Source organism: Microbacterium sp. NPDC007973, from assembly GCF_042958465.1.
Classification (GTDB): domain Bacteria; phylum Actinomycetota; class Actinomycetes; order Actinomycetales; family Microbacteriaceae; genus Microbacterium; species Microbacterium galbum.
Map to the genome: position 1 here is coordinate 156,886 of NZ_JBIBJJ010000004.1, position 13,065 is coordinate 169,950.

A 13,065-nucleotide genomic window follows, 5' to 3' on the forward strand; every position below is an offset into this window, starting at 1 on the left:
CTGGCGCTTCCCCGGTGGTAGGGTCGACGCTACGAAACGCGGCGACGAAGCCGTCACCCCCGGAAGTAGGTAGTGCGTGGCTGCACCGTCCACACTTCGAGACGACACGCGACTGGTGTCGCACGCCGTGAGCGAGCTCGCCCGGCGCACGCACTTCCCCGTGGCCTTCGGCGGGCTCGAGCACGACGGGGCGGTGCACGTGTCGACCATCGTCGGCGCCCGCACGCGGAGCATCGAGGGCCTGGTGGTCCATGCGACCCGCGGTCTCGGCGGCCGAGCCCTCGTCGAGCGGCGCCCCCGCATGACCCTCGACTACCGCACGTCGCGGTCGATCACGCACGACTACGACCGCGCCATCCTCGGCGAGGGCATCGCCACGCTGTTCGCCGTGCCCGTGCTGGTCGGAGGTGCGGCCCGCGGCGTGCTGTACTGCGGCTCCTGGGCGCAGTCCCAGGTCGGCGAGGTCGAGGCTCGACCGGCGTTCGATGTGGCGGGCGAGCTCGGCACCGAGCTGCGCGTGCGGGCCGAGGTCGAACGCCGGATGGCGGCTGCGCCGACGCCGGAGGGCGGCCTCAGCGCGGGCGCGCGCGAGGAGATCCGCGAGAGCTACGCGCAGCTGCGGAGCCTGGCCGCGACCGTCGGAGACGACGCCGTGCGCCGACGACTCGAGGACATCGAGGCGCGACTCGCCGCGCTCACCGGCGACAGTCCCGCCACGGGCGCCGACACGGACGTCCACCTGTCGCGACGCGAGATCGACGTGCTCGCCTGCGCCGCGGTGGGCTCGACGAACGGGGAGATCGCGGCATCCCTCGGTCTGCGCGAGACCACCGTGAAGTCGTACCTGGCCTCGGCGATGTCGAAGCTCGACGCTTCCACCCGGCACGCGGCCGTGACACGCGCACGACGGGCCGGGCTCCTCCCCTGACGTCTGGACGGCCGGTGGGAAACCCCTGGCAATGGCCGCGAGGAGTTGAGAGCGGGCTCGATTCTCGGCATCGTGGCTGACTCCTGTCGTCGATCAGAGAAGGAGAGTCACCCATGCTGACACTCACCGAAGAGGCCACGACCGCCGTCAAGACCATCACCGCGCAGTTCCCCGACGCCCCGCAGGGCGGCGTGCGCATCGCCGGAGCGGGTTCGCCCGAGTCGCAGTTCGCGCTCTCGGTCGTCGACGCGCCCGAGCCCGCCGACACCGTCGTCGAGAACTCCGGAGCGCGGGTCTTCCTCGACACCGACGCCGCCGCGGTGCTCGACGACCGCGTCCTCGACGCGCAGATCGACCCGCAGCAGGGATCCGTGCAGTTCGCCGTGACCACCGCTGCGTGACGCATGTGACACGCTGACGCGTTTCGACGATGCCCCGGCCGGTGTGCCGGGGCATCGTCGTGTGCGGCCGGGGCTACCGTCCGATGCTGCTCTCGCGCGGCCGCGATCCCCGAGCAGCCTCGCCGTCAGCCGCGGAAGACCACGATCTCGTCTCGTCCCTGGTCGTAGACGAACTGCAAGGACGTGTCCGCGGGCAGATCCGTCGGCTCCCGCTCGGGGGTGTCCTCGGCGAGCAGGATCGTGAAGGTCGCCGGGAAGGGGCCCGCCGCACAGGAGGGCAAGAGGAACTGCCCCTCGTACGAGAAGGCATCGTCACCGGTGTCGAGCAGGTCGGGTTGATACACCGTCATGCACCGGGCCGCGCCTTCGCCCGCGCGGAACGAGGGATAGGAGATGACGCGGAAACCCTCGAACGCCGTATAGGCCTTCACGTTGCCGGTGATCCCGCGGTACAGCGAGCTGGGAATGTCGAACGAAGGGTCCTCCGTAAGCCGGGCGACCTGCGTGGCACCCACCTGGAGGGGATCGGTCTGCACGCGCTGCACCAGCACCAGAGCGGTCAGCAGTGTCGCCACGACGAGCCCGGCCCCGGCGAGCATCACCACCGTGGAACGCCGCAGACGCGGCATCCGGCGGCGGGCCGGGCGGGCCGACTCGCCGTCTTCTCCCCCCGCCTCCGCGCCGACGGATGCCGCCTCGGGCTCCGTCCGTTCGCCGTCCGGCGCCGCACGGTCGTCCGCCGCGCCGCCGTCGCGGGCCGCCGCGCGCTGCTCGAGCTCGATCAGGCGCTCCAGCGCCGAAGGGTCGGCGGAGATGTCGGCGCCGGGGGCGTAGGCCCGGCGGCGGAGGGTCGCGAGTTCGTCGTCGTCGTCGATGCGCGGCATGGTCTGATTCAAGCAGGGCGACGACGAGGGGGCGCGACGACGACGCGCGGCGCGCGGAGCCGACTGCGCGCTGTCCGGGGCCCGGATGAGGGCGCCGACGTGCAGTTCGCGCGCCGCGTCAGCGCCCTGTGAACGACGGTGCGCGCTTGGCCTGGAACGCCGCGAACCCCTCGCGATAGTCGTCGGTGGCCGCGAGGGCCGCCTGGGCGCGGTTCTCGAGCGCCATGGCGTCCCACAGCCCCAGCCGCTCGTCGCGGATCGCCGAGACGATGCGCTTGCTCGCCCGGAAGGCGGCGGTGGGCCCGGCCGCCGCGCGGACGGCGGCGAGGCTCGTGGCATCCTGCACCTCGGCGGCGGGGAGCACGCGCGAGAAGAGGCCCGCCCGCACCGCTTCCTCGCCCGACAGCAGGCGACCGGTGTAGATGAGATCGAGGGTCGCGTGGATGCCGAGCCGCTCGGCGAACAGCGCATGGCCGCCGGAGTCGAGGGTCGCCCCCAGGGCCGCGAAGGGCGAACCGATCCGGGCGGTGTCGGCGACGTAGACGACGTCGGTGGCGATGAGCAGGCCGAGGCCGACGCCCAGGCACGCGCCGTGGGCGACCGCGAAGGTGGGTGCGGGGAAGGCCGCCATACGACGCAGCAGCGGCGCCAGCGTCTCGTCCAGGTAACCACCGACGTCATCGGTCGACGGGTCGACGCCGGAGATGTCGCGACCGGCGCAGAAGGACGGTCCCTCACCCCGCAGCAGAACGGCGCGGGCGCCGTCCGCCTCGGCGCGGTCGTAGGCCGCGGCCAGGGCGTGCAGATCGTCGAGACCGACGGCATTGCGGCGTGCGGGGGCGTTCAGGACGATCTCGGCGACACCGTCGGCGCCGGTGTACTCGATCATGCGACTCCCCCGCGGGCGCGCCCGGGTGACGGATCGCCTACGGAGATGCGGTGCGGGGTCATGGCATCCTTCGTCATCCGTCGTAGTCGACGCGAACGGCGTCGGAGGTCGGGTGGGACTGGCAGGTCAGCACGTAGCCGCGGGCGATCTCGTCGGGCTCGAGGGCGTAGTTCTCGGTCATCGACACCGCCCCCTCGATCACGCGGGCGCGGCAGGTTCCGCAGACACCGCCGGCGCACGCGAACGGCACGTCGGGCCGCACGCGCAGGGCCGCGGCCAGGATCGTCTCGTTCGCGGCGATCGGGCTCTCCACCGACGCCGACTGGCCGTCGAGGGTGAAGTCGATGCGGCGTACCGGCTCGTCGGCGCGCACGCGCACGGGGCGCGCTCCCCCGGTCTGCGCCGGCGCGTCGCCGTCTCCGGCGGTGAACAGCTCGAAACGCACGCGCTCGCGCGGCACACCGACCTCGGCGAGCGCCTCGCGGCACAGCTCGACGAGGGCGAACGGCCCGCACAGGAACCATTCGTCGACGGATGCCGGATCGATCAGGCGCGACAGGATGAGGCGCAGTCGCTCGTCGTCGATGCGTCCCGAGAACACCGGGGCCGCCCGCTGCTCGCGTGAGAGCACGTGGTGCAGCGTGACGCGGGCGGGGTACCGGTCCTTCAGGTCGGCGAGCTCGTCGACGAACATCACGTCGGTCGAGGACCGGTTGGCGTAGACGATCGTCATCCGACTCTCGGTCGAGCGTTCGAGCACATCGGCGGCGAGCGCCATGATGGGGGTGATCCCGGAGCCGGCGGCGATGGCCACGACATGTCCGGTCGCCGTCGAGGCTCGCGAGACGAAGGTGCCCTGCGGGCTCATCACGTCGATCTCGTCGCCCGGGCGCAGGTCCTCGTGCGCCCAGGTCGAGAACCGGCCGTCGGGGTCGCGCTTGATGCCGACGCTGATCGTCCCGCGCGCCGGCGGTCGGCAGAGCGAGTACGACCGCCGCAGGTCTTCGCCGTCGACGCGCGCTCGAAGGGCGACGTACTGGCCCGCGGCGTAGTCGAAGGCGTCAGCGAGTTCGTCGGGGACGGCGAAGGTCACCTCGATCGCCGTCGGGGTGAGGGGGCGGACGTCCGCGACCCGCAGGGTGTGGAACCGGGCGCGGGCGCGACCCCCGGTCTCGCGCACGGCACCGAGGGTCGAGGCTTCGGCGGGGCCGGAGGGTGCGGCATCCGTCGCCGTCATCAGAGGGCCTTGAAGTGGTCGAAGGGTTCGAGGCACGCCCGGCACTCCCAGTGCGACTTGCACGAGGTCGACCCGAAGCGCGAGACCTCGCGGGTGTCGAGGGAGCCGCACCGGGGGCACGCGACGCTGAGCTTCACGCGGATGGGGCCCGCGGGAGCCCGGCCGGTCGGCGGGGCGATGCCGTACTCGGTGAGCTTGCGTCGTCCCGCGTCGCTCATCCAGTCGGTGGTCCACGCGGGGGTCAGCGTCGTCGAGACGACGACGTCGTCGAAGCCGGCGGAGGTGAGGGCGAGCACGATGTCGTCGCGGATCGCGTCGACCGCCGGGCACCCCGAGTAGGTCGGGGTGATCGTGACGGTCACGGTCTCCCCGTCCAGGCGGACGTCGCGCAGCACTCCGAGATCGTCGATCGTGAGCACGGGCACCTCGGGGTCGACGACGGCCGCGACGATCTCGCGAGCACGGTCCCGCGTTGCGGTCACCATGTCGCCCCCGGATGCCGGCGGGCCAGCACCTGCATCTCGGCCAGCAGCGGCCCGAAGGCGGGGTGATGCCGCCCCCGGCGTCCCCCCGCGGAGGACGCGGCGATCGCGGGGACCGGGACGTCCTCCTCCGCGAGCACCTCCCCGAGCACCTCGTCGACGCGGCCGCGCAGGATGGAGGGGCGCACGGCGATGCCCTCGAGACGGTCGTGCAGCGGCAGGTCGCGGAACACCTCGTCGAGGTACGGCCAGGTGTCATCGAGGGCGACGAGGAAGCGGCGACGCGACTCGTTGGTACCGCCGGCGAGACGGAGCGTCCACTGCACGGCGTGATCGCGGTGGTAGTCGACCTCCTTCTCGGCCTTGGCGGCGACGGCGGACAGCACGGGATCGGTGGATGCCGACAGGTCGCGGTACAGCTCGAGGAGGTACGCGGATGCTAAGAGCTGACGGGCGATCGTGTGCGCGAAGTCGCCGTTCGGGAGCTCGAAGAGCCACGCGCTGCGGAAATCGCGCTCGTCTCGCCAGTAGGCGAGATCGTCTTCGCTGCGCCCGTCGTGGCTGCCTGCGTAGCGCAGGAGCGAGCGGGCGTGGCCGAGGAGGTCGAGGGCGATGTTGCCGAGGGCGACGTCCTCCTCCAGCTCGGGGGCACGGGCGACCCAGCCGCAGAGGTTCTGCGCGAGGATGAGCGCGTCGTCGCCCAGGTGCATCGCGTACGCGGCGACGTCGGGATCGCTCGCCCGGTCCTCTCCCCCGGCGAGTTCGGCGGCGAGCTCGCGCGCGTCGAGGGAGACGTCGCCGTGGGGGCCGGTGGCTTCGACGGGCTCAGCCACCGGCGCCGTGGCTCCGGCCCGCGGCGCTGCGACCCCGGCCGCCGGTGCCGGGGCTCCGGCCGCCGGCGCTGCGACTCCGGTCACCGAGGCTGCGACCCCAGGTCCCTGAGCCTGTCGAAGGGACCGGTCCCCCTGATCGGTCGAGATGCTCACAGGTGCGGCACCCCCTCGGAGGCGGTGTAGTACACCGCGTGCCGGTAGTTCTTGCCCGCCGGGGACTCGAAGAACGCGCCCTTGGCCCCCGGGTCGCTCGTGGTCACGGCATCCGAGGGCACGACCCACACCGAGACGCCCTCGCCGCGCCGGGTGTACAGGTCGCGCGCGTTTCGGACGGCGAGTTCGGCGTCGGGTGCGTGAAGCGAGCCGACGTGCACGTGACTGAGGCCGCGGCCTGCGCGCACGAAGACCTCCCACAGGGGCCAGGTCTCCGCGGGGCTCCCGCCGGGAGTGGCCATCAGGCGGCCGCCGACGTCTCTGCGCGGGCGGCGCTCTTCTTCGCGGCGTAGGCCGCGGCGGCCTCGCGCACCCAGGCGCCCTCCTCGTGGGCGTCACGGCGGTGCTGGCGGCGCATCGTGTTGAGCGGACCGCGTCCGGCGAGCACCTCGTGGAACTCGGTCCAATCGATCTTGCCCATGCGGTACTCGCCGGTCGCCTCGTCGAACCGCAGCTCGGGGTCGGGCAGCGTCACGCCCAGCACGGCCGCCTGCGGCACGAGCATCGACACGAAGCGCTGACGCAGGTCGTCGTTGCTGAAGCGCTTGATGTTCCACGCCATCGACTGCGCCGAGTTGGGCGAGTCGTCATCGGGGGGTCCGAACATCATCAGGCTCGGCCAGTACCAGCGGTTCACGGCATCCTGAGCCATCTCCCGCTGCTCCTCGGTCCCCTGCATGAGGGTGAGCAGGATCTCGAAACCCTGGCGCTGGTGGAACGACTCCTCTTTGCAGATGCGCACCATCGCGCGACCGTAGGGCCCGTACGAGGCGCGGCACAACGGCACCTGGTTGCAGATCGCGGCGCCGTCGACGAGCCAGCCGATCGCGCCCATGTCGGCCCAGGTGGGGGTCGGGTAGTTGAAGATCGACGAGTACCGCGCCTTGCCGTCGACGAGCTGCTGCGTCATCTCGTCGCGCGTGATGCCGAGGGTCTGCGCCGCGGAGTAGAGGTACAGGCCGTGACCCGCCTCGTCCTGCACCTTCGCAAGCAGGATCGACTTGCGCTTCAGGCTGGGTGCACGCGTGATCCACGCCCCCTCCGGCTGCATGCCGATGATCTCGGAGTGCGCGTGCTGCGAGATCTGGCGGATCAACGTGCGGCGGTAGGCGTCCGGCATCCAATCGCGCGGCTCGATGCGGCCGTCGGCCTCGATGAGGGCGTCGAACACCGCCTCGCCATCGGAGGCGTGGGCGTCCGCGGGGGGTGCGGTCATCGTCATCGTCGACTCCTTTTACAGACCGATCGTTCAGTAAAACTGTAGCCGAGGGCGCGTACCACCGCAACGGTCGTGCCCCGGCGGCGAAGGAGCGATGTGGTGGATGCCATGGCAGACACCGCGATCTTCGACGTCGACGGCACCCTCGTCGACACCAACTACCAGCACGCCCTCGCCTGGTACCGGTCGTTCCGCCGCTTCGACATCGTGCTGCCGATCTGGCGCATCCACCGCGCGATCGGCATGGGCGGCGATCAACTCGTGCCCTCCCTCACCGACGACAGCGTCGAACGCGCGCACGGCGACGACCTGCGCGCGGCGTGGGCCGAGGAGTTCGAACCACTCATCGACGAGGTGCGCCCCTTCGACGGAGCGCACGATCTGCTCCTCGAGGTCAAGAAGCGGGGGTTCCAGGTCGTGCTCGCCAGCTCCGGCAAGAGCGACCACGTCGAGCACTTCCTCGACCTCGTCGAGGCGCGCGACATCGCCGACGCATGGACGACCTCCGACGACGTGACCGCCAGCAAACCCGCCCCCGAGCTCGTGCAGACGGCCCTCGCCCGCGTGTCCGGCACGGGCGGGATCATGATCGGAGACTCCCCCTGGGATGCCGTGGCCGCCGGCGACGCCGGCGTCGACACGGTCGCGGTGCGCACCGGCGGGTTCTCCGTCGACGAGCTCCACGACGCGGGCGCCGTCCGGGTCTTCGACAGCCTGCGCGATCTCGTCGACGGCCTCGACGGCACCCCGCTCGCGCGCGCGGACACCTGAGCGGCCGGCGCGAGCGGCACGGGGGCGGCGCGCGCGGCGCGAGCGCGGCACCGACGCGGCACGCGCGGCACCGGCCCGGGGTCAGCGGCGAGGACGCATCCGTATGCCGAGACCGCACGTGAATCGCACCGAACGGGTGCGGTCTCGGCGAACCGATGCGTCCTGGGCGCCCGTCCGGGTCGCGCCGGACCGGGGCGACCCGGGCGGATCAGCGCAGGTCGTAGACCCGTTTGTACTTGCCCTCGCTGCGGGGAAGGACGCCCGGCTCCTCGACCCGCACGTCGACCGTCGTGCCGATGAGCACCTTGATGCGCTGCTGCAGCACGACGCCGGCGGCTTCGCAGACCTCGCGTTCCAGGGCCGGATGCCTCTCGATGCGGACGGTCATGGCATCCATTCGCCCCTCGCGCCGCAGCTCGAGCACGAAGTGGGGCGTGAGGGTCTCGATGCCCATCACGATCTCCTCGATCTGCGTCGGGAAGAGGTTCACGCCGCGCAGGATGATCATGTCGTCGTTGCGGCCGGTGATCTTCTCGATGCGGCGCATCGACGGGAACGCCGTGCCGGGGTGCAGCCGGGTGAGGTCGCGGGTGCGGTAGCGGATGACCGGGAACGCCTCCTTCGTGAGGGAGGTGAAGACGAGCTCGCCGAGCTCGCCGTCGGCGACGGGCTCGCCGGTCTCGCCGTCGATCGTCTCGGGGAGGAAGTGGTCCTCCCAGACGTGCGGGCCGTCTTTGGTGAGGGCGCTCTCGGATGCCACGCCCGGGCCCATCACCTCGCTGAGGCCGTAGATGTCGACGGCGACGATGTCGAGACGGCGCTCGATCTCGCGCCGCATCTCGTTGGTCCAGGGCTCCGCACCGAGCACGGCGACCTTGAGCGAGGTGGATCGCGGGTCGACACCCGCGGCCTCCAACGCGTCGGCGATCGTCAAGAGGTAGCTGGGCGTGCAGAGGATGGCATCCGGTTCGAAGTCCTGGATGAGCTGAGCCTGGCGCGCGGTCTGCCCACCCGACATCGGGATGACGGTCGCCCCGAGCCGCTCGATACCCGCGTGCGCGCCGAGTCCCCCGGTGAACAGGCCGTAGCCGTAGGCGTTGTGCACGCGATCGCCCGCGCGGATGCCGGCCGCGCTGAGCGAGCGCGCGACGAGGTCGGCCCAGCGGTCGAGGTCGCCGGCGGTGTATCCGACCACCGTGGGACGCCCGGTCGTGCCCGAGGACGCGTGGATGCGACGCACGTCGGCCATCGGCACCGCGAACATCCCGAAGGGATAGGTCTCGCGCAGGTCGGCCTTGGTCGTGAACGGCAGCAGGCGGATGTCGTCGAGCGAGCGGATGTCATCGGGGTGCACGCCGGCCTCGTCGAAGGTGCGGCGGTACAGCGCGACGTTGTCGTACGCGTGGCGCACGGTCCACTGCAGGCGCTCGAGTTGCAGGGCGCGGAGCCTCTCGAGCGGGATGCCGGTGGGATCGACGGATGCCAGGAAGTCCGGGCGCGATGCGGTGGTCAGGGTCATCGGGACACCTCCGTGGTCGTGAGCGCGGCGTTGCGCTGGGGGGCGGGTGAAGCGGCTCCGGTCGAGGCCCCCGGAGCCGGGGTCTGAGCGGGCCGAGAGTCGGCGGGTCGGGGGTCGGCGGCTCGCGCGTCGGCGGGCCGCGGGTCAGCGGGCCGCGCAACCTCAGCGATCTGCGCATCCTCAGCCCTAGCCCCGGCGTGGCGGGCTGAGGTCGCGCGAATCGCGGATTGTGCGTCCACGGATGCTGGCGGCCGCCGGTCCGTCGTGATGCTGCGGCCGCGCACCTCGGCCACGAGGTCGCCCGTCTCATCCGTCACGCGGATGTCGTACAGGCCGGTCCGGCCGCTGCGGGCGCGGCGCGCGGCCGTCGCCGTCAGCGTCTGCCCGGCGGTCGTGGACTTCAAGAACGTGATGTCGGCGCCGCCGGCGACCGTCACACGCTCGTCCTCGTTGCACGCGATCGCGAAGGCCGTGTCGGCGAGGGTGAAGACGAGCCCGCCGTGGGTGATCGCGAAGCCGTTCAGCATGTCGTCGCGCACGGTCATCGACACCCGCGACTCCCCCGGCGCGTCGTGTTCGACGACCATGCCGAGCATCGCGGATGCCTGATCGCGCTGCATCATCGGCCGCAGGCTCATGCGAGCGCCCCCGTCGGCTGCGGGGCGGTCGCGCCGGCGGACTCCGCGGCCGACAGCGGACCGGGCGCCCACGTCTTGGCCACGAGCGTGAGCACGTCGTACTGCGCGACGATCTCGTCGTCCTGGTTGCGGATCACGGCATCCCACCGCACCTCGCCGTACTCGTCGGTCTCGCGCGGGGTGATCTGCTTCGCCGCGAGCGACACGCGGATGCGGTCGCCGGGTGAGACGGGGGTGACGAAGCGGAGGTTCTCGAGGCCCGAGTTCGCCAGCACGGGACCCGGCGCGGGGTCGACGAAGAGCCCTGCCGCCCACGACACGAGCAGGTACCCGTGCGCGACGCGTCCCGGGAAGAACGGGTTCGCCGCGGCCGACTCCTCGTCCATGTGCGCGTAGAACGTGTCGCCGGTGAATCTCGCGAACACCTCGATGTCATCGAGGGTGACCTCTCGCTCGGCCGACTCCACGGCATCCCCGATCCGGAGATCCGAGAGGGGTTTGCGGAACGGGTGCGTCCCCGTGGAGTCGGTCTCGGCTCCCGGATGCCACACCCCGGTGAGCGCGGTCAGCATGCGCGGCGAGCCCTGGATCGCGGTGCGCTGCATGGAGTGGAGCACGGATCGGATGCCGCCGAGCTCCTCGCCGCCACCCGCACGACCGGGCCCGCCGTGCACGAGGTGCGGCACGGGGGCGCCGTGGCCGGTCGAGGTGCGCGCATCGTCGCGGTCGAGGAAGAGCACGCGGCCGTTCATCGCGCCCATGCGGGTGAGCAGTTCGGTCGCGACGTCGGGGTCGTGGGTGGCGACGCTCGTGACGAGCGAGCCGCCGCCCCGACCCACGATGGTCGCGGCCTCGGCGACGTCGGCGTATTCGACGATGCTCGCGACCGGCCCGAAGGCCTCGATGTCGTTGACGGCCGGGGTCGCGGCATCCGCGAAGGCCAGGAGCATGGGCTGGAGGAACGCCCCCTCCGCGGGTGTGCCCTCGGGCGCCTCGGCCGAGCCGACGACGAACCGCCCTCCCGCCGCCTGGAGCGCCGCCACCTGCCGCAGCACCTCGTCGCGCTGCTCGCGCGAGACGACCGGGCCCATCGTGACGCCCTCGGCGCGCGGGTCGCCGATGACGACGCGCTCGGCGATCTTCTCGCGCAGCGCCTCGGCCACGGCATCCGTCATTCCCGCCGGCACGATCGCTCGGCGGATCGCGGTGCACTTCTGCCCCGCCTTGGTGGTCAGCTCGACGAGCAGCTGCTTCACGTAGGCGTCGAACTCGGGGGTGCCGGGTACCGCGTCGGGGCCGAGGATCGAGGCGTTGATCGAGTCGGTCTCGCTCGTGAACCGCACCCCGGGCTTCGCCTGGGCGCGCAGACGCTCGGCGGTGGCGGCGCTGCCGGTGAAGCCGACGGTGTCGCCGAGGTCGAGGAGGTCGAACAGGCCCGGGACGCTCCCGCTGATCAGCTGCAGGGCTCCCTCGGGCAGGAGGCCGGTCTCGACGACCATCCGCACCCACGCCTCGGCGATGTACGCCGTCGGGGTCGCGGGCTTCACGATCGTCGGGAGTCCGGCGAGGAACGCGGGCGCGAACTTCTCGAGCGCCCCCCACATCGGGAAGTTGAAGGCGTTGATCTGCACGGCGACGCCCGGCAGGCGCGTGTACACGTGCCGACCGAGGAAGGAGCCGTCCTTCGACAGCGGCTCGATCGGTCCGTCGAGCACGACCTTTCCGGCGGGGAGTTCGCGACGGGCCTTCGACGAGAAGGTGAAGAGCACGCCGATGCCGCCGTCGACGTCGCTGAGCGAGTCGCGGCGGGTCGAGCCGGAGCGCTCCGAGAGGGCGTAGAGCTCTTCGCGGCGGTCGTTCAGCGCGATCGCGAGGTTCTTCAGCACCATCGCGCGCTGGTGGAAGGTGAGGGCGCCGATGCTCTTCTGGCCCGTCTCGCGTGCGAAGGCGACGGCACCCGCGAGGTCGAGCCCGCGCGTACTGACCCGCACGATCTCCTCCCCCGTCGACGCGTCCCGCACGATCGTCGCGTCGGGGTCGCCGTCCGGCGTCCACCACGCGCCCTTCACATAGCTCGGCAGAAACGTCATCGTTCGCTCCATTCGTAGAATCCGCGGCCGGTCTTGCGACCCAGGTGCCCCTGGGCGACGAGCTCTCGCAGCAGCGCGGGCGGGGTGAAGCGCGCGCCGAACGCACGCTCGAGTTCTTCGGCGATGCCCAGGCGCACGTCGAGCCCGACGATGTCGGTCGTGCGAAGGGGGCCCATCGGGTGCCGGTACCCCAGCTCCATCGCCGTGTCGATGTCGTGCGCCGACGCGACGCCCTCCTCGAGCATGCGGATGGCTTCGAGCCCGAGGGCGACGCCGAGGCGGCTGGAGGCGAAGCCCGGCGCATCGCGCACGACGACGGCGGTCTTGCCGATGGCCTCGACCCAGTCGGTCGCCGCGCCGACGACCTGCGGCTCGCTGCGCAACCCGGTGACGACCTCGACCAGCGCCGACGCCGGGACGGGGTTGAAGAAGTGCAGGCCGAGGAACCGCTGCGGGCGGCGGAGCGCGGCGGCGAGCGCATCGATCGAGATGGAGGAGGTGTTGGATGCCACGACCGCGTCGTCGTGCACGGCCCCCTCGATCCGCGCGAGGGCGTCGACTTTGAGCGCCCGATCCTCGGGGACGGCCTCGATCACGAGGCCCGCGTAGGCGAACGCGGCGGTGTCGACGCCGGTCGTCAAGGTGTCGGCATCCGGGATCTCGACGCCCTTCTGCGCGGAGCGGGCCAGAGCGGTCTCGACGCGCTCGCGGGCGGCCTTGGCGGCCGCCGCGTCGCGCTCGACGACGTGCACGCGGGCACCGGCGAGCAGGAACGCGTGCGCGATTCCCGCGCCCATCCGGCCGCCGCCGAGCACACCGACGCTGGTGGGCACGGATGCCGGGACCCGGGCGGTCGAGGGGCGCGGCGCGGCGGCGGTTCCGGGCGCGGCGGTTCCGGGCGCGGCGGTTCCTGGCGCGGCGGTTCCTGGCGCGGCAGTTCCGGGCGCGGCAGCGCGGCGGC

The 13,065-nt window shown here is 72.1% G+C and carries 14 protein-coding genes; 3 read left to right on the plus strand and 11 right to left on the minus strand.

Translation table 11 applies throughout. The features are described from left to right. The first annotated feature begins 76 nt into the window (after positions 1–76). Complete coding sequence (locus tag ACFZA2_RS13460) at positions 77–928, plus strand: response regulator transcription factor (RefSeq protein ID WP_391405719.1); 852 nt, start codon at positions 77–79, stop codon at positions 926–928. 113 nt (positions 929–1,041) lie between these two features. Further along, a complete protein-coding gene (locus ACFZA2_RS13465) occupies positions 1,042–1,329 on the plus strand; it encodes a Fe-S cluster assembly protein HesB (protein ID WP_315994737.1) in 288 nt (95 codons plus the stop codon). Positions 1,330–1,454: 125 nt separating this feature from the next. On the opposite strand, the gene ACFZA2_RS13470 is transcribed toward ACFZA2_RS13465, so the two are convergent. The 7 genes from ACFZA2_RS13470 to paaA all read right to left on the minus strand — a co-directional run bounded on the left by ACFZA2_RS13470 (position 1,455) and on the right by paaA (position 7,089). After that, positions 1,455–2,213 (minus strand): hypothetical protein, encoded by a 759-nt coding sequence (locus ACFZA2_RS13470; protein ID WP_391405723.1) that lies wholly within the window; start codon positions 2,211–2,213, stop codon positions 1,455–1,457. Positions 2,214–2,331: 118 nt separating this feature from the next. Continuing rightward, entirely contained in the window at positions 2,332–3,102 is a 771-nt protein-coding gene (locus ACFZA2_RS13475) for an enoyl-CoA hydratase/isomerase family protein (protein WP_391405726.1), read from the minus strand. 73 nt (positions 3,103–3,175) lie between these two features. After that, a complete protein-coding gene (gene paaE, locus ACFZA2_RS13480; RefSeq protein WP_391405729.1) occupies positions 3,176–4,339 on the minus strand; it encodes a 1,2-phenylacetyl-CoA epoxidase subunit PaaE in 1,164 nt (387 codons plus the stop codon). Next, a complete protein-coding gene (gene paaD, locus ACFZA2_RS13485; RefSeq protein ID WP_391405732.1) occupies positions 4,339–4,824 on the minus strand; it encodes a 1,2-phenylacetyl-CoA epoxidase subunit PaaD in 486 nt (161 codons plus the stop codon). The genes paaE and paaD overlap by 1 nt, the downstream gene beginning before the upstream one ends. Further along, entirely contained in the window at positions 4,818–5,654 is an 837-nt protein-coding gene (paaC, locus tag ACFZA2_RS13490; RefSeq protein WP_391405735.1) for a 1,2-phenylacetyl-CoA epoxidase subunit PaaC, read from the minus strand. The genes paaD and paaC overlap by 7 nt, the downstream gene beginning before the upstream one ends. A gap of 149 nt (positions 5,655–5,803) precedes the next feature. Further along, the gene (gene paaB / locus ACFZA2_RS13495; protein ID WP_315994742.1) at positions 5,804–6,109 is read right to left on the minus strand and encodes a 1,2-phenylacetyl-CoA epoxidase subunit PaaB; all 306 of its coding nucleotides are present in this window, start codon (positions 6,107–6,109) and stop codon (positions 5,804–5,806) included. Continuing rightward, the gene (gene paaA, locus ACFZA2_RS13500; RefSeq protein WP_391405739.1) at positions 6,109–7,089 is read right to left on the minus strand and encodes a 1,2-phenylacetyl-CoA epoxidase subunit PaaA; all 981 of its coding nucleotides are present in this window, start codon (positions 7,087–7,089) and stop codon (positions 6,109–6,111) included. The genes paaB and paaA overlap by 1 nt, the downstream gene beginning before the upstream one ends. Before the next feature lie 105 nt (positions 7,090–7,194). On the opposite strand from paaA, the gene ACFZA2_RS13505 reads away from it, so the two are divergent. Then, on the plus strand, positions 7,195–7,857 hold the full coding sequence (locus ACFZA2_RS13505; protein WP_391406920.1) for an HAD family hydrolase: 663 nt from the start codon (positions 7,195–7,197) through the stop codon (positions 7,855–7,857). A gap of 208 nt (positions 7,858–8,065) precedes the next feature. Here ACFZA2_RS13505 and paaK read toward each other — a convergent pair whose 3' ends face one another. The 4 genes from paaK to ACFZA2_RS13525 are packed head-to-tail and all read right to left on the minus strand — an operon-like array spanning position 8,066 to position 12,901. Further along, positions 8,066–9,376 (minus strand): phenylacetate--CoA ligase PaaK, encoded by a 1,311-nt coding sequence (paaK, locus tag ACFZA2_RS13510; RefSeq protein ID WP_391405742.1) that lies wholly within the window; start codon positions 9,374–9,376, stop codon positions 8,066–8,068. After that, entirely contained in the window at positions 9,373–9,999 is a 627-nt protein-coding gene (gene paaI, locus ACFZA2_RS13515) for a hydroxyphenylacetyl-CoA thioesterase PaaI (RefSeq protein ID WP_391405744.1), read from the minus strand. The genes paaK and paaI overlap by 4 nt, the downstream gene beginning before the upstream one ends. Before the next feature lie 11 nt (positions 10,000–10,010). Beyond that, positions 10,011–12,104, minus strand: a complete 2,094-nt coding sequence (gene paaZ, locus ACFZA2_RS13520) for a phenylacetic acid degradation bifunctional protein PaaZ (RefSeq protein ID WP_391405747.1) — start codon at positions 12,102–12,104, stop codon at positions 10,011–10,013. After that, positions 12,101–12,901 (minus strand): 3-hydroxyacyl-CoA dehydrogenase family protein, encoded by an 801-nt coding sequence (locus ACFZA2_RS13525; RefSeq protein ID WP_391406922.1) that lies wholly within the window; start codon positions 12,899–12,901, stop codon positions 12,101–12,103. Before ACFZA2_RS13525 ends, paaZ begins: the two co-directional genes overlap by 4 nt. Positions 12,902–13,065: the final 164 nt, after the last annotated feature.

Coding starts and splice junctions, on each gene's coding strand:
- ACFZA2_RS13465 (WP_315994737.1), top strand. CDS start 1,042: ATGCTGACACTCACCGAAGAGGCCACGACCGCCGTCAAGACCATCACC.
- ACFZA2_RS13470 (WP_391405723.1), bottom strand. CDS start 2,213: ATGCCGCGCATCGACGACGACGACGAACTCGCGACCCTCCGCCGCCGG.
- ACFZA2_RS13475 (WP_391405726.1), bottom strand. CDS start 3,102: ATGATCGAGTACACCGGCGCCGACGGTGTCGCCGAGATCGTCCTGAAC.
- paaE (WP_391405729.1), bottom strand. CDS start 4,339: ATGACGGCGACGGATGCCGCACCCTCCGGCCCCGCCGAAGCCTCGACC.
- paaD (WP_391405732.1), bottom strand. CDS start 4,824: ATGGTGACCGCAACGCGGGACCGTGCTCGCGAGATCGTCGCGGCCGTC.
- paaB (WP_315994742.1), bottom strand. CDS start 6,109: ATGGCCACTCCCGGCGGGAGCCCCGCGGAGACCTGGCCCCTGTGGGAG.
- paaA (WP_391405739.1), bottom strand. CDS start 7,089: ATGACGATGACCGCACCCCCCGCGGACGCCCACGCCTCCGATGGCGAG.
- ACFZA2_RS13505 (WP_391406920.1), top strand. CDS start 7,195: ATGGCAGACACCGCGATCTTCGACGTCGACGGCACCCTCGTCGACACC.
- paaK (WP_391405742.1), bottom strand. CDS start 9,376: ATGACCCTGACCACCGCATCGCGCCCGGACTTCCTGGCATCCGTCGAT.
- paaI (WP_391405744.1), bottom strand. CDS start 9,999: ATGATGCAGCGCGATCAGGCATCCGCGATGCTCGGCATGGTCGTCGAA.
- paaZ (WP_391405747.1), bottom strand. CDS start 12,104: ATGACGTTTCTGCCGAGCTATGTGAAGGGCGCGTGGTGGACGCCGGAC.
- ACFZA2_RS13525 (WP_391406922.1), bottom strand. CDS start 12,901: ATGGGCGCGGGAATCGCGCACGCGTTCCTGCTCGCCGGTGCCCGCGTG.